General features: G+C 33.7%; 21 protein-coding genes and 1 tRNA gene. 14 read left to right on the top strand and 8 right to left on the bottom strand.

Features of this window, described 5'->3' with window-relative positions:
* The first annotated feature begins 778 nt into the window (after nucleotides 1-778).
* Together trxA and alaS are read left to right on the top strand one after the other, a co-directional pair.
* Nucleotides 779-1,117, top strand: a complete 339-nt coding sequence (gene trxA, locus F1Z66_RS11755; protein WP_149863817.1) for a thioredoxin — start codon at nucleotides 779-781, stop codon at nucleotides 1,115-1,117.
* 68 nt (nucleotides 1,118-1,185) lie between these two features.
* Nucleotides 1,186-3,981 carry an alanine--tRNA ligase gene (gene alaS / locus F1Z66_RS11750; protein ID WP_149863816.1) on the top strand — a complete coding sequence of 932 codons (2,796 nt, stop codon included), beginning with the start codon at nucleotides 1,186-1,188 and terminating at the stop codon, nucleotides 3,979-3,981.
* 116 nt (nucleotides 3,982-4,097) lie between these two features.
* Here alaS and F1Z66_RS11745 read toward each other — a convergent pair whose 3' ends face one another.
* A complete protein-coding gene (locus F1Z66_RS11745) occupies nucleotides 4,098-5,186 on the bottom strand; it encodes a DUF1297 domain-containing protein (RefSeq protein WP_438502945.1) in 1,089 nt (362 codons plus the stop codon).
* A 70-nt stretch (nucleotides 5,187-5,256) separates the two neighbouring features.
* The gene (gene tatA / locus F1Z66_RS11740; protein ID WP_149863814.1) at nucleotides 5,257-5,571 is read right to left on the bottom strand and encodes a twin-arginine translocase TatA/TatE family subunit; all 315 of its coding nucleotides are present in this window, start codon (nucleotides 5,569-5,571) and stop codon (nucleotides 5,257-5,259) included.
* Between the two features lie 116 nt (nucleotides 5,572-5,687).
* On the opposite strand from tatA, the gene F1Z66_RS11735 reads away from it, so the two are divergent.
* On the top strand, nucleotides 5,688-6,008 hold the full coding sequence (locus F1Z66_RS11735) for a hypothetical protein (RefSeq protein ID WP_149863813.1): 321 nt from the start codon (nucleotides 5,688-5,690) through the stop codon (nucleotides 6,006-6,008).
* On the opposite strand, the gene pyrH is transcribed toward F1Z66_RS11735, so the two are convergent.
* Genes pyrH through tmk form a run of 3 tightly spaced genes read right to left on the bottom strand, consistent with a single transcriptional unit; the run spans nucleotide 6,001 to nucleotide 8,677 of the window.
* Entirely contained in the window at nucleotides 6,001-6,684 is a 684-nt protein-coding gene (pyrH, locus tag F1Z66_RS11730) for a UMP kinase (protein ID WP_149863812.1), read from the bottom strand. The genes F1Z66_RS11735 and pyrH overlap by 8 nt on opposite strands.
* A gap of 45 nt (nucleotides 6,685-6,729) precedes the next feature.
* A complete protein-coding gene (locus tag F1Z66_RS11725) occupies nucleotides 6,730-8,034 on the bottom strand; it encodes an HD domain-containing protein (RefSeq protein WP_149863811.1) in 1,305 nt (434 codons plus the stop codon).
* Nucleotides 8,035-8,071: 37 nt separating this feature from the next.
* Entirely contained in the window at nucleotides 8,072-8,677 is a 606-nt protein-coding gene (gene tmk / locus F1Z66_RS11720; protein ID WP_149863810.1) for a dTMP kinase, read from the bottom strand.
* Nucleotides 8,678-8,737: 60 nt separating this feature from the next.
* Here tmk and F1Z66_RS11715 point away from each other — a divergent pair, with 60 nt between their 5' ends.
* Complete coding sequence (locus F1Z66_RS11715) at nucleotides 8,738-9,067, top strand: hypothetical protein (RefSeq protein ID WP_149863809.1); 330 nt, start codon at nucleotides 8,738-8,740, stop codon at nucleotides 9,065-9,067.
* 20 nt (nucleotides 9,068-9,087) lie between these two features.
* Here F1Z66_RS11715 and F1Z66_RS11710 read toward each other — a convergent pair whose 3' ends face one another.
* Nucleotides 9,088-9,747 (bottom strand): hypothetical protein, encoded by a 660-nt coding sequence (locus F1Z66_RS11710; RefSeq protein ID WP_149863808.1) that lies wholly within the window; start codon nucleotides 9,745-9,747, stop codon nucleotides 9,088-9,090.
* Between the two features lie 103 nt (nucleotides 9,748-9,850).
* On the opposite strand from F1Z66_RS11710, the gene F1Z66_RS11705 reads away from it, so the two are divergent.
* The 3 genes from F1Z66_RS11705 to F1Z66_RS11695 all read left to right on the top strand — a co-directional run bounded on the left by F1Z66_RS11705 (nucleotide 9,851) and on the right by F1Z66_RS11695 (nucleotide 14,023).
* Nucleotides 9,851-11,125, top strand: coding sequence for an aminotransferase class V-fold PLP-dependent enzyme (locus tag F1Z66_RS11705; protein WP_159357407.1), 1,275 nt, complete (start codon nucleotides 9,851-9,853; stop codon nucleotides 11,123-11,125).
* Between the two features lie 706 nt (nucleotides 11,126-11,831).
* Complete coding sequence (locus F1Z66_RS11700) at nucleotides 11,832-12,209, top strand: plastocyanin/azurin family copper-binding protein (protein ID WP_149863806.1); 378 nt, start codon at nucleotides 11,832-11,834, stop codon at nucleotides 12,207-12,209.
* Nucleotides 12,210-13,492: 1,283 nt separating this feature from the next.
* Nucleotides 13,493-14,023, top strand: coding sequence for a CHRD domain-containing protein (locus tag F1Z66_RS11695; protein ID WP_149863805.1), 531 nt, complete (start codon nucleotides 13,493-13,495; stop codon nucleotides 14,021-14,023).
* Between the two features lie 322 nt (nucleotides 14,024-14,345).
* Here F1Z66_RS11695 and F1Z66_RS11690 read toward each other — a convergent pair whose 3' ends face one another.
* Nucleotides 14,346-14,594 carry an Lrp/AsnC family transcriptional regulator gene (locus tag F1Z66_RS11690; protein ID WP_149863804.1) on the bottom strand — a complete coding sequence of 83 codons (249 nt, stop codon included), beginning with the start codon at nucleotides 14,592-14,594 and terminating at the stop codon, nucleotides 14,346-14,348.
* Nucleotides 14,595-14,733: 139 nt separating this feature from the next.
* Here F1Z66_RS11690 and F1Z66_RS11685 point away from each other — a divergent pair.
* Both F1Z66_RS11685 and F1Z66_RS11680 read left to right on the top strand, forming a co-directional pair.
* Nucleotides 14,734-14,817 (top strand) — tRNA-Ser (locus F1Z66_RS11685).
* Nucleotides 14,793-16,310, top strand: coding sequence for a site-specific integrase (locus tag F1Z66_RS11680; protein WP_149863803.1), 1,518 nt, complete (start codon nucleotides 14,793-14,795; stop codon nucleotides 16,308-16,310). Before F1Z66_RS11685 ends, F1Z66_RS11680 begins: the two co-directional genes overlap by 25 nt.
* Here F1Z66_RS11680 and F1Z66_RS11675 read toward each other — a convergent pair.
* Nucleotides 16,303-17,061 (bottom strand): hypothetical protein, encoded by a 759-nt coding sequence (locus F1Z66_RS11675; protein ID WP_149863802.1) that lies wholly within the window; start codon nucleotides 17,059-17,061, stop codon nucleotides 16,303-16,305. The genes F1Z66_RS11680 and F1Z66_RS11675 overlap by 8 nt on opposite strands.
* An 81-nt stretch (nucleotides 17,062-17,142) precedes the next feature.
* On the opposite strand from F1Z66_RS11675, the gene F1Z66_RS15620 reads away from it, so the two are divergent.
* From F1Z66_RS15620 to priX, 5 genes are read left to right on the top strand one after another with little or no spacing between them, the layout of a single operon-like run.
* Complete coding sequence (locus F1Z66_RS15620) at nucleotides 17,143-17,292, top strand: hypothetical protein (RefSeq protein ID WP_154670558.1); 150 nt, start codon at nucleotides 17,143-17,145, stop codon at nucleotides 17,290-17,292.
* A gap of 10 nt (nucleotides 17,293-17,302) precedes the next feature.
* On the top strand, nucleotides 17,303-17,479 hold the full coding sequence (locus F1Z66_RS15615; RefSeq protein WP_154670557.1) for a hypothetical protein: 177 nt from the start codon (nucleotides 17,303-17,305) through the stop codon (nucleotides 17,477-17,479).
* 1 nt (nucleotide 17,480) lies between these two features.
* The gene (locus F1Z66_RS11670; RefSeq protein WP_149863801.1) at nucleotides 17,481-19,319 is read left to right on the top strand and encodes a hypothetical protein; all 1,839 of its coding nucleotides are present in this window, start codon (nucleotides 17,481-17,483) and stop codon (nucleotides 19,317-19,319) included.
* An 8-nt stretch (nucleotides 19,320-19,327) separates the two neighbouring features.
* Entirely contained in the window at nucleotides 19,328-19,816 is a 489-nt protein-coding gene (locus tag F1Z66_RS11665; protein WP_149863800.1) for a hypothetical protein, read from the top strand.
* 29 nt (nucleotides 19,817-19,845) lie between these two features.
* Nucleotides 19,846-20,982: a DNA primase noncatalytic subunit PriX gene (priX, locus tag F1Z66_RS11660; protein WP_149863799.1), complete on the top strand. Its 1,137-nt coding sequence runs from the start codon at nucleotides 19,846-19,848 to the stop codon at nucleotides 20,980-20,982.
* Nucleotides 20,983-21,058: the final 76 nt, after the last annotated feature.

The following is a 21,058-nucleotide window of genomic DNA, read 5'->3' as shown; positions in this document are numbered from 1 at the left end:
GGAAACACCTCTAGTTGACAAGCCAAGAAAATACAAATACAATGCACGGTCAATATCTGACGAAGATGTCCTGTTTCTTTTGGTCAATATATCAGAAAACGGACATCTTCAAGCTATAGATTTTTCGAAGTTAACAGCGCATTATGAACAGAATTTCTGATTCATTAATAAGAATAAACCAAAACCTTATAGAAAAGCATTTTTGCTCCTCCTTCGGAATAGGCAAATTTAGCGTAGGAGGGTCGATTCCAGGAAGATACCCATTCTGTGATTGCCGAGATGCTTTGGCTTTTTTTACTAAAGATATAATAAAATTGTAAAGCTTTTCATTCTACCAATATCATATTCAGTCAAAGTTATCAAATTTACGGAAGAAGTTGAAAATAAAGATGAGCTCGAAATTACGATCAGATAATTTATTGAAACTTTGAAAGCATACGCTATTAAAACCCAGTATTAATTGTAAAAGGTAATCGTTACTATTTTAATACATTTTAAGATTAAATTTGACATATTTCTTGGTAGAGAGGTTAAAAGGTTAGGCTACAACAAACTTGACTTACATACACTAAGTTTGGATTCTTGCCTTCATAAATGCTAAAAATTAATTAAATCTAATGACATATAAGTAGTTTCATTAATACATCATTTACATTCCTCATCGACCCATAATACCAAATAATCTTTCTAAAAGCCGCTAAAAAAATAACAGAACTAAAAGACAATCAATATTTGGATATGACAAATATTCAAATACGGTCACCGTATAATTGTTATTATGGGAAACGACAATGTCATCCACGTAACAACAGGAAATTGGGATTCAGAGGTTTTGAAGTCCGATAAACCAGTTTTTGTAGACTTTTGGGCTGAGTGGTGCGGTCCTTGCCGTATGGTTGGTCCGGTAGTAGAACAAATAGCTCAATCTTACTCTGATAAGATCAAGGTTGTTAAACTAAATGTAGACGAAAATCAAGAAATTGCTATGAAGTATGGAATTCAGTCGATTCCTTCATTATTAATATTTAAAAATGGAAAAGAGATCAAAAGAACAATTGGAGCTGCTCCAAAGGACACCTATGTTAAATTTATAAATGAAGCGATTTCGTCTTCATAAGGAATCTAACCTTTTTCTTGCAATCCATTCAAAGTATTAATATGCTTTTGTCTTAAGTCATTTTTAATTTGAACAAATCGTCTCTCCTTTCTACTTTTTCTACAGACTACGAGAAATATTACAAGGTATCGCTATTTGAACGTCTAGATTTTAAAAGACAAGGTTGTTCGATTTGTGGTCGTTTTTACTGGTCAATTGTTGAGAAAAATACCTGCCCAGATCATCAAAACTATGATTTCATCGGAAATCCGCCAACTTCTAACAGATATAGCTACGCAGAAACATGGGATAAAATTAAGACTTATTTTGAAAAGAACGGTCATAGTATAGTAAATCGATATCCAGTTGTATGTAGATGGAGGGAAGATCTCTATTACACCATCGCTTCTATAGTTGATTTTCAAAGAATTGCCGAAAATAAGGTAATCTTCGAGTTGCCAAAGAATCCTCTGGTGGTTCCACAAATGTGTCTCCGATTTAATGACGTTGAAAATGTAGGTTCAACAGGAAGACACTACACTTCCTTTTGTATGATTGGACAAACATGTGATGCAGATTCAACTGGAGGTTACTGGAAGGACAGATGTATAGATTTGGATTTTGGTATGCTAGTCGACGTCCTGGGTATCCCCCCTTCAGAAATTACATTTGTGGAAGATGTGTGGATCGGAGCGGGAGCTTTTGGTTGTTCCTTGGAGTACTTTGTTAGAGGACTCGAATTGGGTAACGCAGTATTTACTGAATTCGAAGGTAGTGAAAAAAATCACAGAATAATGAAAAATAGAATAATCGACATGGGGGCAGGATTGGAGAGATTATGCTGGATGACTAATGGGACACCCACAAGTTACGATTGTACATTTGACTTGGTATTAAAAAAGATTCAAAAGGAAACTGGATTTGGATTTGATTCTCCAAATTCAAAGTACAAAGATAACCCGACGATATTATCTTCTTATTTTAAACATGTATCCTCAAAATTAGAGTCTAATAATGACATATCAGCAATTAAAAATGAAATTGCTAAAGAAATTGGTATTGAATTAGGAACATTAAATAAAATCGTAACCCCTTATGAATCACTTTACACGGTTATAGACCATACTAGAACTCTTGTTTTTGCGATAAGCGATGGTTCGCTTCCATCAAATGTTGGGGGTGGCTATAACCTTAGAGTAATACTTAGGAGAACGTTATCTCTGTTAAAACAGTTGAATCTCAATATTAAATTAACAGATATTGTAGATTTCCATATCGAACAGTTAAGTCCAATGTATAAAGACTTGGCAGAGTATAGAGATGACATTTATACTATACTCAAAATTGAAACAGACAGATACTTAGAAACTCAATCTAGGATTGCCACGATATCATCAAGAATTAAGAAGGAGAAAACAAGATTAACCATTGAAGACTTGATTAGATTATACGAGTCAGATGGGGTTACTCCAGATTATCTGGTTGAATATGGATTGATTGATTCGGTACCTTCAAATTTTTACACTCGAATTTCAGAAATTCATTCTTCAGGAAAGAGTAAAAAAATGGACAAAAACGATCTCGGCATTGATTTGAATCTGGATCTTGATTCAATGACAGATACTGACCTTGTTTACTATATTCATCCCGAGCAAACAGTGTTTGATGCTAAAGTTTTAGAAGTCGTCAACGATAACTTGATAATTCTTGATAAAACCTGCTTTTATCCTCGTGGTGGTGGTCAAGAACCTGACTTTGGTTATATAGGTCCCCACCAAGTTGACAATGTTGTGAAAATAAAGAATGTGGTTTTGCATCATATCAAGGATTCATTTAAAGCAAAGAGGGGGGATAAAATTACTTGCATAGTACAAAAGGAAAGACGTTCGGCCATAACAAGAAACCATACCTCCACTCATATCATAAATCAGGCATCAAGAAGCACATTGGGATCTTGGGTTTGGCAGAATTCGGCTTTCAAGGAGGAAGATTATGCTAGGCTGGATATAACTCACCATTCAGCTCTGTCTAGAGAACAAGTTGAGGAAATTGAAGAAAAGGCAAATGACATAGTCAGACAAAATTTACCCGTTTATGTTAATTCTTATGACAGAGGTATAGCAGAACAGGATTTTGGATTTAGGATTTATCAAGGAGGTGTGGTTCCTTCAAATAAGGTCCGAATTGTAAAAGTAGGCAATTTGGATATTGAGGCATGCGGTGGAACACATGTTTTTAATACTGGGGAAATAGGACTAATCAAAATACTAAAAACTGAAAGGATACAAGATGGAGTTGTTAGAATTGAGTTTGTAGCTGGAAATAATGCATTAAAAAAAGTTCAGTCACAAGAAAATCAATTGCATAAAATAGTGTCTAGCTTAGGAACTAATCGAGAAAAAGTATTAGAAACTCTTGCCAAGAATTTGGAAGAACTAGACAGATCAAAGAAGAGAATAAAGAATTTGCTGAAAAGTACTTCAGAATTATACTTAGAAAAAATCATGGCGGAGTCAAAACCATTAAACCTAAAATCACTCTCTAGTAATGATTTTCGTTATTATGTTCTTGAAGATAATAGTTTTGATGAAGAGTTTCACTTAAACGTTGGTAAACTGGCAACTGATTATGATAAGAACTTGATTTATGTGGGTTTTGTTACAAGCGGATCTGGCTCTCTTAGAATAATTGCATTCGCAGGGCATATAATCGCAGAGATTATTTCTGCAAAAACATTGGCAGGCCAAATCTCAAAACAGTTTGGTGGATCAGGAGGAGGAAACAAATACTTTAGTCAAGGTGGTGGAAAATTCACTGGGTCACATCAAACTTTTGATAGAATAGTTTTTGAAGCAATTGAATGCATAGCAAAAGAAAATTCTTAAAAAAAGTACAAAATGCATTTTATTCCTAATCAACCCAATTTATCAGTAATTTTTTTCTGACTGTTTCGAAAAAATGGACAACAGACTTTATGATTCAACTACGCTAGATATCATATTTAAGTAAACAAAGTTGAGAATTTGACTTTTTCATTTAATGCTGACTTTAACTCCATTGCTATTCGTCTACCCACTCCAAATGTCTGTCCGTATTGATATTTAGTATATGGAGAAGTCGTGGCCAATATGGGATTTCCGGGGACTCTAAGGGAAACGTCATAAACCACAATATCCAGATCAACAGTCACCACGCATTGTAGAGAATATGGGCCTATAATACCTGGCGGATATTCCTTTAAACATGTCTTTGCAAACTTATCACCCATTTTAAATACTTTGTCAAGTAACGACTCCCTAATGCTGGCCGGGGTGTGGCCCACCTCTATATTCTGCAAGTCTATATTAATATCAAGTTGGTTTACAGCGGGTACTGCTGTGGTATAATCGTGAATATTACTCTGAAGCCTCCTCTCGATTCCCAAAAAATCAACCTTTTCTGTAATCGGGGAGTAAAAATAATTGAAGTTGAAATATGTCCCTATAAGGAATTGTTCAATTGTTGACTTGTTTTCTAGTTCCTGCTTGTCTACCAATCCTGAATTAATACGGGTTTCTGATTTCCTTTTATAGTCTTCATAAGATGTAACAATAAAAAAGGCCCTTTCAAGTTGCCTTTTAGCATCTTGAATTTTGACAATCGCAGGGCCATCTATCTCAGAAGGTGATCTGTATAATTTTGGTAATAGGATATCTGCTTCCTTCAATAAATAATATTGATTCCTAGGAAGATGCCTATCTTCCGCCTTTAAAATAAATTTGTTGCCAAAAATTGGGATGCGAATTTTTTCTTCAATATTTTTTGTTCCTAAATAAACAACAAACGATCTATGAGGAATTAACACAGTATTCATTTTAATTAATTTTTCTTGTATTTCATCAGAAACTAAATCAGAAAAGCTATCGAGGATCATTATTCCATCAGACAGTCTTTTAAATCTCTGGTAAGGTAACTCTCGACCTCTTTGGCAGATACAAATTGTTTTAAAACCTTCATCTTTAGCACCGTCTAAAATTTCAAGTGCAGAATGACTTCCAATTACACCAATTGTCAAGTTTTTTAAATCATAACTATCCAACACTTTATTCAAATACATTTAGTTCTGATCAAGGTTAGATATATAAATCGATAAAAAATCACCTAAGACTTCCCAATCAATTCTATTCTTGAGCTCCCTGTTTTTTCAATTCTTCGTCTATTGCATTTCTCAAATCTTGATCATTTTTATTTGAGTAATCAACGCCCAAAGTTTCTGCGATTGATTCTAACTTTTCCCTATCAATCGATCTCTTACCTTCAACGGTATATTCTGTTTCAGATGCAAGAGTTCTCTTTGCTTCAATTCGGGCTTTTTGGAATTCAGTTGTTGCTCTTCCCATAGAACGTGCCAATTCGGGTATTTTTTTGGCGCCAAAAAAGATGACAACTACGATAACTATTATGATAACCCATTCAAAACCATTAACGAAAGCCATAAAAATTAATCGTAGTCCTTATTTATAAATACATGTCGCAATTGAATTCTTTGAACATCAATTAACTTTGAAAACTAATCATATGTAAATATTAAGCATGTTTTTTTGTATTTAGTATGAAATACAATGAAGCAGCTTTTATAGGTCAAAAAAGGTCTAAGGATGCGCAGATGAAATTATTTAAGTATACAGGGTTTGCAATGCTCACTTACACAATTAAAAATGGGGGACAGGAGAAAGGATTTATGCCTGTAGGTGAAGCAATCCAAGTCTCTAAACAAAAGTATGATCAACAAATAATAATTTATTTTACTGATGAAGATGGGTTTGCCAAAGCGCAGTCAAAGCCATTAACTCTAGAAGAAGGTTTAAGGATTTATGATAAGATTTTGAATGATGGAATCGAAGAGTATCAAGGTGACATAAAAACTATATAATTATTTCAGTACCCAACTTTATATTTTCAATAACACATTTGCGAATATTATCTGGTGATGACTTCAAAACCACAGCTTTTAATTTGGATCTTTCAATGACTTTAAGACTGATCAGATCCATTAGATCATAGGTTCCTGCCATCGATTTTTCGTTCTTTAACATGTCAATACATTCTCGAACATGGATCGAGCTATACATTTTGGCAAGAGGGTTTTTATTTGGATCAGAATCAAAAATACCCTCAACATCTGTTGCATTAAAGAATTTTATTGCATTCGCTCTTTCAGCAATTAATGCGGATGTAGCATTTGTACTTTGACCAGGATATAATCCACCAGTTATTATTATCTTATTTGACTGCAAGGCCAAAGAAATTTCCTCTAGATTTTTGGGTGGGCACGGATAGCATAGTTCGCCCAACCCAGACATTAACAGCTTTGCATTTAAGTGAGAAACCATTATTCCAGTCATATCAAGTCCAGCTTCATCCAATCCCAAATCTCTGCAGATATTAATGTAGTATCTAGCTATTCTACCTCCCCCTGTTACAATAATCGGCTGATAAATACCATTAACTTCAATAATTAAATCAACATACTCTCTTATCCTTTCGACTGTAGTGTCAAAATTAAACAAGCTACCACTTAATTTAATAACAACACGTTCTTTATCCATTTGTTATTAAATTCGAATGCGATAATAAAAATTGTGAGATATAAATCAGAGCAAATCGGTCATTAAATCTTCATACTTGCCTCGGTTTTCTTTAGTAGTATAGAGTCTTATCATGTCAAGGTATCCGGAAATTACATTTATCAAAGGTATTTGATCGAAGGATTTTTCATATTCTCCCTTTCTATCCACAATCATTATTGAAGTAACTTCTTCCTTTTTGGGTGCCAAAGGAATAGAAGGGGCTTTAGAAATATCCAAAAAAATAAATTCGCCGTTTGATTGAGATTTATTTATAAATTTCTTGATTCTAGATACTCGGGCATCAAAATCTAAAAAATACTCTAGATTTGATGGAGCCTTATTTATCTTGCTATTTTGGAGCAATTGGTCTTGGCCATATCGCTTGTTGGATAAAGAAAGGTATTCATAAATACATTTGAGAAGTTTGCGATTTTTATAGTCTCTCAAAAGTTGGACATATCTAAAATCATTTGAAGATTCATTTAATCCCTCGATCGCGCTTAGTGTATCAAGGATCATCTCATCATGTAAATTAAGGAAGTATTCAAGTGAATTTTCAGATGCCGGCTTGACATGGCGGATCAAGTTTTTCATTGCATTTAGAATCATAACTTCGCCAGCTCGAACTGTTTTGTGAAAATACACAGCCTTAAACATTTGATACCTTGAAATCAGCATGGACTCGTAAGAGTACAAAGCTGACTTACTAATGCCCAATTCTCCACTTGAGGATACTTCGAAAGAATTTATAATTCTAAAGTAATCGATTTTACCATATTCGGTACCAGAAAAGTAACTGTCTCTTGGAAGATAATCCATCAAATCTACAGACAATCCACCTGAGATTACCTCATTCAAAAATCGAGTTTTATGCTTACCAAAACTAATATCCGAGATGGATCTTGGATTAAATCCATTATGTTTTAAAGTATCAGCAATAATTGTTTCATTAATTATCTTTTCACCCATCTTTTCATGGGAATTAAACTCAGAATAAGATAGGACTTCCTCATAGAGATGAGAGAAGGGACCATGACCAATATCATGAAGTAATGCAGATATTCTAAGCTCTTGTATGGTATCGAATTCCTGAAGGTAGCCTTTTTCCAGAAGGGTCTGGCCGGCCATTCCGGCCAAAAACATTGATCCAATCGAATGTTCAAATCTAGAATGAAGTGCCCCCGGATACACCAAATGAGCACCAGCAAGTTGCCTGATTCTTCTCAATCGTTGAAATATATAAGTATCAATAAGTTCCTTTTCTACTTTAGTGAACTTTATGTTTTTATGGATGGGGTCTGTTATTTCCCCTATAAACGATAATGTCATTTGGTAATATAGTCCTTACTTGTAATTTGTAACATAGCTATTCATCAACAGCTCCCAATATAGAATTAAAAACTTCTTCCTTCCTCTTATGAGATCTAATTACTATCCATCCGTATTCTTTCGCCAAGTTGAGATAATTAGTTCGGGTTTGATTTAGAAATTCATTGTCTTTCTCAAATATGTCTGCATCAAAGTTATTTTTAACAACTCTTGATTGAGTAATTTCGGGCGCAATGTCAAGTAACACGGTGATATCTTCCTTGGGCATACCCTCATCTAGATGTAAGAGCCATTCTTTTGAGATTCCGTTTGCAATGCCATATGCCAAGTTGGAATGATAATACCTGTTCATGATAATGGTGTTACCATTTTCTAAATAATTCAGAATCAGTTCTTTTTTTTCTCTCCTGTTTGCCGCCAGCAGCATATGTAAAGTTTCGGTGCTATACTTGATTTTCCCATCCAAAAAATCTCTCACCAATTTTCCAATTTGAGTGGAGTAATCAGGAAAACTAATGAGGATGACTTTGCCCGGTTTTTTGTTTTGGAGATAGTCAAATAATAATTTTGTTTGGGTGGTCTTACCTGATTTATCAAGACCTTCTAATACGATAATTCGGCCCGAGCGCCTTTGAAGATTCATTGGTTACAGTTTAGTAAGTAAAGGTTTTAATTTATAAATACTATATCTTTAATTAGCATATTGAAATTTAAAATAATATCACCTATTATCATAGTTACCTGCATTTACATTTTGATTTATTTTGCCTTTACATCGGGGTTAATCAATGCGATTATTGAAGGTCAGGCCTACAACCAAGCTATGTTTTTGCCATCAAGAGCGGTACAAAACAACTATGAAACCACTATAGGTGTCATTGTCTTGATATTTGGACTCGTTGGAGCCATTTTAGCAGCCAAAGCGTATGGAATTGAAAAAAATAATGAAAAGTACGCTTTGTTGAGTGCAGGGTTTCTAATCCTCATTATTTCCATGATTTTTATGTACAAAATAATGGAGTTAAAGGCTTGACAATATTAATGGATAGAAATTTATTTTAATTGAAATGTTTTAGGGTAATCTAAAACACGAGATTTCTCAGGAAAATTTCTTGTGTTCAAGATTCTGGTATAAAACAATCTCTTTTTATCATGATCATATCTAAGAACCGCTATTGATTGTGACAGCCTCTCAAAATGGGTTCCGCTCGCAAATAAATTGCGTTCCAAGTTAATTAATCTGATACCTAATCCTTCAGCTGACTGTTGGGGAATGTATGATGTGAGGATAATTGATACCCTGTCAATCAAAGGTGATGCGAATAACATTTTTAAAAGAAATAAAGTTAGGTGACCGATTGAATTATTTCCTCGTCTATAATTGGACTCGATCCTTTTAATTTTAAGAGTCTCCGTGTTAGAAAAAGTTTTTTTGCCCCGTATTAATTTAGAATTAAAATAATCCATGAGGCCATTTAGTGAATCCAAAATAATCGTTTCATTTAATTTCAAAGTGTGAAGAATCTTGTCTACTATTTCAGAGGTAAAGACTAAATCAGGTAAGAATATTTCAGGTCCATTAGATTCATAAAATATAGCGGAGAGATACCCGTTAGCTTTGAGAGCTGTGAATTGTGTATCAAAATCCACTATCAAAGCTTTTTTCTCAAAATCAGCTACTATTTTTTCAATAAAGGCGGTTTTTCCAGTCATGTCAGAAAAATATAGTAAATTAATACCCTCTGTTATAGCTGATTTAGCATTGCAAGGAACCGCTTTAACACACCTTAAATAATAATCACTTGTCTCTTATATATTGGCTAGTCCCAATACCCCAGCAATATCTGACAATGAATTATTTAAACTAGTAAGGTCCGATTTTCAAATTACAAATAAAAGGATATATCTAAATAATGGTTCAATTGGCCCATTACCTTTATCAACCATAAAATCAATAACAGACTTTTGTCTTCGTTACTCTGAGATGGGTCCGGATTCTCAGGAATTCAATGTATATTTAGATGAATTAAAAAAAGAGGTTCGACAAAGGTTAGCAGACCTAATCAATTGTAGAAACGATGAAATCATTTTTACTCAGAGTACAACAGAGGGAATAAATTTTGTGGCGAACGGAATAGACTGGCGAAAAGGTGATAAGGTCTTGGTTCGTGACCCTATTAATGAACACTACTCAAATTATCTACCTTGGGTTAAGGTTTCAAATGATTTGGGACTTTGTTTGAATCATTTTCCTTCTTTAACTAACAGCATGGCAACTGGCAAACACCTTGTGTCAGAATTTGAGCAAATATACAATCATAACCCTGTCAGAATGGTTACTACAAGTCATGTCATGTATAACAACGGTTCTATTACCCCTATCGAAAAAATATCGGATTGTATCAACAAAGGTGCTCATGATACGTTACTTGTTGTAGACGGGGCTCAGAGTGTGGGTTCTATCAAAGTCGATGTGAAAAGCTTGAAATGTGATTTCATGACATTCCCTGCATTCAAATGGATATGCGCACCTTTAGGGATAGGGATTTTGTTTGTTAGGAAGCAGTTGATGGAAGAATTCAAATCCGTTTTTGTAGGTTCAGGTTCTGGTGTAGCAGAAACATTACCAAACCTCTATAATACTGAAAAATCAAATGGTATAAGAAAAGTGATCAAATTTCATGAGTATCCTGAAAAGTTTCATTCCACATTTAGAAATTTTCCAGGTCTTGCAGGACTTGAAGCATCATTAAGATACATATTGAGGATCGGAATTCCGAAAATAAATCAGCGTAACAAGATTCTATATTCCATTCTTAGGGAGGGATTGGCGAATAACAAAGAAATATTGATCCACGAAGCTGAAGAAGAAGTATTCCGATCCAATATGTTGTCATTTTCGCTAAAGGTAAGGAATAACGAAAGAATTCCGAAAATAAATCAAATATTGCAAAAGAGTGGGATCATAATGGCAGAGCGCGAATTAGGCGAAAAAAAGATTTTACGCATGTCTCCTCACTTTTTTAACTCAGAAGAAGAAATGTCCCACACAATTAATGCAATCAAATCATCGATTAGAAAGATGGATTGAGCTAATGATATTGAATATTTACAAAGTTTGGTTATCATCAATATGAAAATTTAGTTTTTGACTATCTCTGTTTACACTGAAGGTTTACCTAGAGCAAAAGTAGTGTCTTTTTTTACTTTTTATTCCATTTGATATACCATAATTAATTAACATATGGAGTATACGAATGTGATTGATGCCTAGTACCAACATTATTCTTTACATAGGCAAAGGTCTTTTTCCTTGTAGATAATAAATAGAACAGAATTCTTTCCATAGCAGATAGTTTTTCAAGAAAGTTGTAATTGTAAAATGATCTTGGAATGGGTGGGAAATCATATCCTGTTATTCAGACATTTGGAAGCCTAAAAGTCCAGCATCAAAGAATACAATTCTTCCCCTATATTAGTAATACTACTCTTTGTAGATATATATTACTTTGCAATATCCATTTGAAAGTATTGTTCCGAATTTTCCTGTAGGATAATATTTTATTACTATTGCTACATCTTTTTGGATTATTCTCAGTATTGAAAATACAATGGGTGAATAGGGAAGAATAACCTATTCTCCATTCTATCTTAGTTGAAATAAAATAGACGAACTTATTTCTGCCCATCACCAAGTCTACTCCCTAGATTCGATGAAGAGATGTCATAATTGAGATAAGCATCCTGATATATTTTTTCTATTATTCTCTTTTTAAAAAATAAAGGATTAAAATAAATTGACTAGTTTTCACTATATCTGTATGTTCCTCAAAATAATTGCAGGCATTCTATTTGTCACTTTGATCTTTTTGATAAATTCAGATGCATATGCCCAGCGAACATCCATTGGGGCAACCATAGTTTCTGAAGCTTCCAAATTAAATGACAAAGCATATCAGCCAAATCCTATAACAATAAAACAAGGTGATACGATTGTATGGACAAACAGTGATTTTGGAATTCATACTGTGACAGAAAAGAAGGCTTCATTTAATTCAGGCTTCATGCATCCCAATCAGACATTTGAATTCACATTTAACAAATCCGGAATTTTTGATTATATTTGCGAGGTTCATCCTACAAGTATGTTTGGTACTGTTATAGTGAATCCTTAATCTTCTCTTCCTTCTTTATCAACATATAGTCACAAATCAAAAATTCCTAAATGTAATAAAATCGGGCTTATAGTAATTAACAATATTCCTAATTCTTAGAACTTATCAAAACCAATAAAAGGAAACAAAGAAGGAAATTGAAAACCAATACCTCAAAGGCCAGAAATAGAAGTAATGGTGAATAAGGAATGATATTTCAAAAAGGATATTAGTGGAGTAATAAAAAGTAGGTTCCTAAAATGCGACCAGATGAAAGTGAAGAACTTTGCAGGGTTTGTCTTGATTTAACTAATGGATTTGATGATGGTAACAGCTGGTAAAATGCGGTTAGTGGGGGGAGGAGGATAGACTAACCATATCATATTTTACCAAGAAATAATAGGATCTCAAACTGCACTCATTGTGAAAGATAAAAAAAGCAACAATAAATCTGAAGAATTGCAGAATAAATACAAGATTTGATTTTTGTTTCAGGAAAATCATTAAAGTTTCGTAATTATTCAATGTACTTATCTTTTTGTATGACATGACAATAAATTAACATTGAGAATTAATAGGTAACAATGCAGAATGACAGATTTATCTACCCACCCAAATGACTAATGATGATTATTGAAACAATCCTCTATTCTATTGTGTATATATGTGAGTGCGTACGTGCACACGAGCAATCGGCGATGTCATATTGTGTGCACACATATATACTGATAGGTCCTTCATCCATCATCCTGCACTGCATGAAGACTCCAGATACTCTGCAACTTTTCCCTCTTTTTAAAAGTTGCAGGGTAAGCTACTCCGTCAACTATTAAAGTTTTTCTATAGGTACGAACGAAGGTTGAACCAGTTCATATGTGAAGGAGAAAAAATGTGAGAAGAACTATTTCCGAGATACATTATGCTAAAGGATTTCGGCTATTGACTAAATCATCTTATAGAAGGTGAAAACATTTCTTGATTGTCTATTCAGAGCTCAGAATAATAATAAATCTCAAGCATTGTGCGGAGGAATGATCAATGATTAAGAGATTCGGATAAGGGTAAAGAAGTGAACTATCAACCAGTAAAGTGAATGACTTTATAAAATCCTCAATGGTTGTCGGAGAAATTGAATGAACATCTGAAGGTATAGGCAGATAAAGGCATGGCTGATCTTTTTTTTGAAAATATATAATTTTATTGTGCTAAACCGAATTTCCTAGATTTATAACCACAAAATAGTTGTGAATACAATTAGATTCTTGTACCAAAAGGCTTTTATCATCAATTTTTTTAGGAAAATTATGATTCTTTCCAGAATCGTACCAATTGTTCTTATCTTGGGAGCAATTTATCTGGTTTCCTATTTTCCAACATATGCATATGCTCAACAAGATACGGATTTTGTTGCAAATCTTACTGGTGAAGGTATTGTCCCACCAGTCGATACTGCTGCAACTGCAGTAGTCAAATTCCACGTCAATCCAAATGAAACTATATCATATGACATTAGCGCTTACAATATAGACAAAGTATTTGATGTCTACATGGGAACACAGAATAATACAAATCTTTTAGAGCTAATTAACCCATACGCTACAGTTCTAAGTGGACCCCGGGTTACAAATCAATTTCAATCCGCCTATCCTACTGGCCCAATCGATGGGGAGCTAACTAGTGGAGTCATAACTGCCGATAAATTTTACGGCTCTTTGGCAGGAAAAAGTATATCTGATTTAGTAACTATGATGAAATCAGGCCAAATGCAGGTAGAAATACGCACTGTTTCTCACGAAGATGGAGAAATAGCAGGACCAATTATGCCTTCCAAGTGACTCGAACCTAGTTTGGAGATCATAATTTTTAAACATCAAATACAAAAAAGGCAATTGAATTAAAGGTAAAGTATTATAACAATATTTAAAAATTACAATACTTTATTACTTTCTCTCACTGCTAGTATTGATATCAGAAGAAGGAATTTTCAAAAGAATGGATAAAATAGTATCTTTTTTTGTTATTGGCAATCAAGCTATTAATAAAATTAAGATAAATTGGATCATCCAAATGACCTTTGTAAATTGTGTCTAATTTTTGAGTTGATTATTAATTTGGATATGCAGATCATGCTTAACGAAAATAGATAGACATTAATAATCAAAGGTCACGATTCTGTCCTTCAATCACTATCATAGTTAAGGTTGATCTCACCTTGTCAATTTTCCTTATCTTCCAAGTAATGATTTCTCGGAGTTTATCCATGTTATCAGAAGATACTCTTACAATTATGTCATACACACCAAAGACACCATTAACCTCTACAACTTCAGGCACCTCTTTTATTTTTTTTATAATTTCGCTCTCCGAACCTAAATCGCAATTTATTAACACATAAGCGGTTGGCATGAAATATTGATGAGACTAAAATAATTAAACATTTGGTAATTCTAAAACATTGATACACATATGTTTAAACTCGAATTTCAATAGAATCGTACTTGTATGCAAATAATTAATATATCCACACTGAAAACTTAGTTAATAGGCGGGGGTCGCCTAGCCTGGTAGGGCGTGGGATTGCTAATCCCATGTTCGTAAGAACTCGTGGGTTCGAATCCCACTCCCCGCGCTTATCTTGGGGATTTATACGATATTCTTAAAAGCCATAGAAAATCAATTGATTCTAGAACGACCAATTTGGTAAAGGACAATTCTCTTGCTTATGAGGACCAACAGGAAAAAGAAGTTCAAGTTCTCCAGAGAATAAACTCGCTTACTAAGTCATGCTCCAAGCAATACTTCAACAGTATATTGAGAAAACTTGCTAATGAAAGTATAGAGAATGCGAATACAATATGCGATTATATACTAGCCGAGGAAACTGAAATTAACATAAAAAACTCTACGAAGGAAGGAAGGATAAAGATTCTAGTGTGGCTTTGTAACTATCATGGTAATAAGAAACCATTTAAAGAATTAACTAAAGAAGATATTCTAAGTTTCTTAAACAATTTGAGAAAGCCAATCTCTGAGGATCCGCTTCAGCGTTGGGTAGGGTCCTATAATGGTAGACAGATTATTTTAAACAAATTTTTTAGATGGTTATATAATCCTACAGAACCTGACCATAGTAGGAGAATTACTCCCGCTTGCATGAAAGGTATCAAACAATTGCCGAGGAAAGAAAAAAGTCCCTACTCTCCATCGGATTTATGGGAACCAAGAGAACATGCTATTTTCTTAAAATACTGCCCTAGTGTTAGGGACCGATGCTACCATTCACTTGCGAATGATATGTCAGCAAGACCTCATGAAATCTTAAATTTGAAAATAAAGGATATCATTTTCAAAAAGACTGATGATGAGAAACAATATGCAGAAGTCTTAATTAAAGGTGGGAAAACTAAACCAAGAGTGGTGCCTTTGATTGACTCAATTCCACATGTAAAGGAGTTGATGAATGGCCATCCTATTGGTTCGAACTCAGATTCTTGGCTTTTCATTTCAAATTCAAATACTGCCTTTGGTTCCAAATTAACTTATGACGGATTGTCCTATCAATACAAATATTTTTACAAGACTAAATTTTTTCCTGGTTTATTGAGAGATCCGACTGTCCCAGAGGGAGAAAAATCTTTGATAAGAAATATGTTAACCAAGCCTTGGAATCTATATATATTTAGACATTCAGCATTAACTGAAAAAAGTCAGATATTAAAAGAGCATGTGTTGCGTAATCACGCAGGTTGGACCCTTTCTAGTAAAATGCCTCAAGTCTACATACACTATTTCGGAAATGAATCTTCAAAATCCCTTCTTCAAGCCAGAGGAATAGTTAGACCTGAAGATAAAGAAAACGATCTGGCCCTTATAAAATACAGAGAATGCCCTAATTGCCTCGAGCCTAACAAACAAGAAAACAAGTTTTGTGTAAGATGTAGAATGGTTCTATCTTATGATTTATATTCAGAGGTAAGAAATGAAGATAAGCAGAAAATTGACAAACTAGAAAGTGATATAAATTCATTAAAAGAGGGAATAGAGAAGATAATGATTCTGATTCAGAAGAACCCAGTTATTGCTTATGTCAAACCAGAAATAGTTTCGAGTCAAATTAAGTAAAGTAGTCAATCCGATTCTTCCTATATAGGTAGTTTAGACTACGTATTGAATGAATCAGGTTTTCTATCTCATCTTTAAGCCCCACTTCTGAGAATGAACTTATCAAGTAGGGTTCAGAGTCATCATCTAAGCATATTTCTTCTTTGAAATGACCTGTTGGGATTAACTTTGAAATACGTTGCTGTATTTCAATCGTGTTTCTTGCTGTTGTGACATTCAATTGGAATAGAGTTTTTTCATCCGGAATACTAGTTTGCCATTGAAGCATCGCCCGGGAGAATATTATAAAAATAAATTTATCATATATTTCTCTTAGGTGGGTGAAATAAGTATCTAGATCTTTGCTATTTTCTGAGATTCTTTTTCCGATCGAGCCCTCAAGTGCATCTAATATTTTAAATAGTTTTAATCTAAAATCTTCAATTTCTAGTTTTACCTTTAAAGCAATATTGGCGTTATTGATAACTAAGGAACGAGTATGTTTGTTTTCTACATTTTCTTTTGATATGATTATATTCTCATTCTCCATCGCTTTTATGGAGTTTAATATAGCCACACGTGAAAATTTACCTTTGAGAAATTTCACAACATCTTCCTTTGAACAGCCTGTGTTTGCTTCTATGAAATCAAATATTGATTGTTCCCTCTTAGTCAGTTCATCATATTTGAAGTAATTCGGATGAAATATAGATTCTCTATTTGATAACTTCTTTCTCAACTCACGGTTCTCCTTTCTCAGACTTCTAACCATTTCTTGATCGTTCTCCACATTACAGTCGTTATAGTTAGTATAGGGTTAGTCTATAATTATTTGTAACTATAGTATAAGTATATGGTTACAACCATACAAGTTTCTGAACAAATCAGAGAAGCATTAAAGGAAAGAGGCCGTAAAGATCAAACATACGATGAAATAATAAAGCAATTACTTGAGAAAGTAAAAAACTATTCGGCTAATCCTGGTAAATTAGCCGAATCGTAGGAGTTGTAAAATGATGAGTCTCAAAATTACAACCAAAACTAAAAAGGTAAAGGTCGATAATAAAGTCTGCGATGCATTAAGATGTAATTTTATACCTTCCGTAAAAATTAATCTAGATTGCAAAGAACATGGAACCTTAACCATCTTTGTTTGTAAATCCTGTTCTTCAAAATTTGGAGGAATATAAAATGACATGGAAAATTGAAGGTATGGATGACATTCTTGACAATATAATTATCTCAAATGAAAACGCGCGGTTTAGGTTAAGTGAGAAATATGATTATAAGATAGTCATAGAATCTATTGAACCAAAATTTACTAAATTTAAGACACGCCTAAGAAAATCATTTGAGCAGTTAAATGTGGAGGAGAACGATATTATAAAAATCGTTAACCATGTAAGTCTAAATTATAGCAAATTTTATCCTGAATTTAGCGATGAAGTAGCGGATGAAGGTGATGGGGAATCATTAGCAGAAACAACCTTAGTCTCATCGGCCAAGGTCTCAGATGAGGAGTGGAAAATCACACTAAATGAAAAATATGATCTACTGCAAACCACAGTTAACGAAACCTTTCCAGATATTTGGCCAACTATCGAGTTTACACTTTCTTCGATGATGATTCTTCACATAAAGAAAATTACCTTACCGTTTATAGGCATAATATTAGGTCCACCAAGTTCTGCCAAGACATTAGTATTAGAATTGTTAAGAGGGAAAAGTCATACCTATTATACCGATAGTTTCACAGCAAGAGCGTTTGTTTCACACAATAGTGCAGTTCAGAAATCAGAACTAAAACATATAGATCTTATTCCAAAGATAAAGAACAATCTGTTTATGACACCCGAGTTAGGTCCAACATTTTCGAATAAAGATGAGGAACTAGTTCAAACCTTAGGAATAATTACCAGGTTAGCAGACGGTCATGGCTACGAGAGTGATACGGGTGCTTTAGGTCATCGTGGATATAGCGAAGAAACAATGTTCGTTTGGATTGGGGCAGCAGTTGAAATTCCAAGAAAGGTGTATAAACTTTTGGGGACATTAGGACCCAAACTATATTTCTATAGAATGGAATTATCTAAAAGAAGCGATAAAGAGTTATTAGAGGAGATTGAAAAAAGCGATTTTAAAGAAAGAAGAGAACGGATAAAGAAAGCATTAATAGATTATTTATTTTGGTTTGAAAAATGTCCATTTGCTGAGCCACGCAAACCTAAAGATTTGTTAAAGGTTCCTTGGGATGATTCAAAAGATCAAAAAAAGGTGTTTGAATATTTAGTTAAGTTAGGTAGGTTATTGTCCGTGTTAAGAGGAGTAACCACTACGTGGGAAACTAAAGAATCACAAGGAGCCGGCTACGCATATACGATGCCTAGCATAGAATATCCGAGCAGGGCCATAACCTCTTTATCAAATATCGCAAAAGGACATGCGCTGATGAAAGGGAGGAACTTTCTAACAACTGAAGATATATCAATCACTACAACTATAGCACTATCTACAGCGCCAATTGAAAGAGTTAAAATTTTTGATTTACTATTAGAAATGCATGGAACTCTCTCAGCATCTAATATAGAAAGAATTCTAAAGATTTCAAAAACAACGGCATTAAAGACGATGAAAGAACTTGAAATATTAGGTATCGCAAATATTGAACGGGATTCTGAATCCGTTAATGCAGTTCAAAAATGCATATTAAAAAAAGAGTTTGAATGGTTTTTGTTATCTGAATTCAAGGCCTTAAGACAAGGCTTTGTGCTCCATGATACAAAAGACCATGCAATTAGGGAAAATCTCTTTGAGGGAATCACATCAGACACAATAAATAAAGATCAAACAAACAATACGGAAGAAAACGAGAGCGTTAAGAAAAATCACCCCCACGAGGAGAATAATTTTTCAGAAAGAATAGATCACCCACACACGACTACTTATCAGATTCAATCATCCGAATCTGAATCGGACAAGCAACAAGGAGGACGAACGACAAGACCATTATCGAAGGACGAAAGGGATTGATTCGGCATTTGATTGACTATTATACATCTGATCAAATTGAATTAGCACATTACTTTGACAAGAACGCAAAGAATTCAAAAGGATCATACAAACTTAATAGACGTTTTTTTGAATTAGCATATCATCATGTAGGTCATGATCTAAGCACAAATCAAACTACAAAAAGAACATTTAATGTTTATCCTAATATAGATTCCCCAAATAAGGTAATTAATGCATTTGAATGTGATCTAAACGATGAACCAGAGGCAAAACCTTTTTCCTCCGTAATTGAAGTGTATCATTGTAAATTCTGTGAATCCAGTAATGATATAAGAGAAGAAATAGAGGATCACTATTATCACACTCATGCAAACCATTTAAATGAATTAGAAGGAAGTTACCAAAGTAGAAACATTGATCTTTTGATCACAAATGAAGAGGAATCATATGTCAATATATCCTTGGTTAACATTATTAACAAAAATAACTGTACACGTGGGGGTGATTTTTCTTAACACCCATTGATGAGCCTCCAAATAAGCACATGGGGGATGATGCAGAGCATACTAAGGAACATTATTTTTATCTTCAAAAAATGAAGGATAACATTGACTTTATGCTATCACATTTCAAAAGCCAACATGAGTTATTTCCTAGAACCATCCTTCTTGGCGATAAGAAAAGATGGAAAGTGATGGATTTCGATGTAAATGAAAGAAATTGTAGTGATCGGATCTTTGCATACTTCCGAATTTATAAATTCGTCGATTGCAGAATAAATGCGTTTCCTTATAGGGTAAAACATTCAATTGATTTTGATGTAAAAAATATGACTTCTACATCGTTAATTATGATTGATCTCGATATGGAATATTTTGATAGTCGTGAGTATTTAGATAAAAGATTAACTAAAATATTAAACAAATTATCTCAGAAATTTAAAGGAATGGCCAATCCCACAGTCTTGTGGACTGGCAATGGATATCATATATACCAACCATTGAATGGAATAGTCTTTGAGGAAGAGCAAATATTTCACAATTTTCTCCCATACTTAAACCAAAAAGATCTAACCACTGAGTTTATGAGGTTTGCTGAAAAATTCTTTTCGGATGAAAAGGCCGATCCGCAACATCATCCCTCAATTAATAATTGCTTGTTAAGAGTTCCAGGAACTATAAATTCTAAAAATGGTAAGGCGGTTGAAATCATCCAAAAATGGGATGGAAAATTACCAAATGTCAAGTGGGTAGCAGAAGATTTTTTTGATTACCTGGTAGACAAGAGAAGTTTGATTATAAAAGAAAAGAAACGAAGAAACGCTCAAAAAAAGTCTATAACATATGATAGTTTAAGTCATTCGTCCAATAAAAGTATTGACTGGATAGAGAATCTTCTTCAGGTCCCAATAGAAGATAATAGAAAAATTTGTTTATGGAAAATAATATGTCCCTATTTGGTGAATGTTAAACAATATGCAGAAGACGACGCTTTTCAGATTGCTGAAAATTGGTTAAAGATTTGTGATCGTAAAAAACAATTACAAATACATTTTAACTATCATGCATATCTGAGAAATGTTTTAAGAAAAGTGAGTTCTTTCTATCCTTTATCTATCCGCAAAGTTAGGGAAGAATTACCTGATTTATACAAAATGCTACAAATCAAACAAATAGCATAAGCGGATAGACCATAACCTTATTTAGTATCATTGGAACAAAAGAAATTTACAAAAATAGAATAATTACAAAATTAGA

Origin of the sequence: Candidatus Nitrosocosmicus agrestis (assembly GCF_008389435.1) — an archaeon.
Taxonomy (GTDB): Archaea; Thermoproteota; Nitrososphaeria; order Nitrososphaerales; family Nitrososphaeraceae; genus Nitrosocosmicus; species Nitrosocosmicus agrestis.
This window is presented reverse-complemented; position numbering and strand designations above follow the sequence as displayed.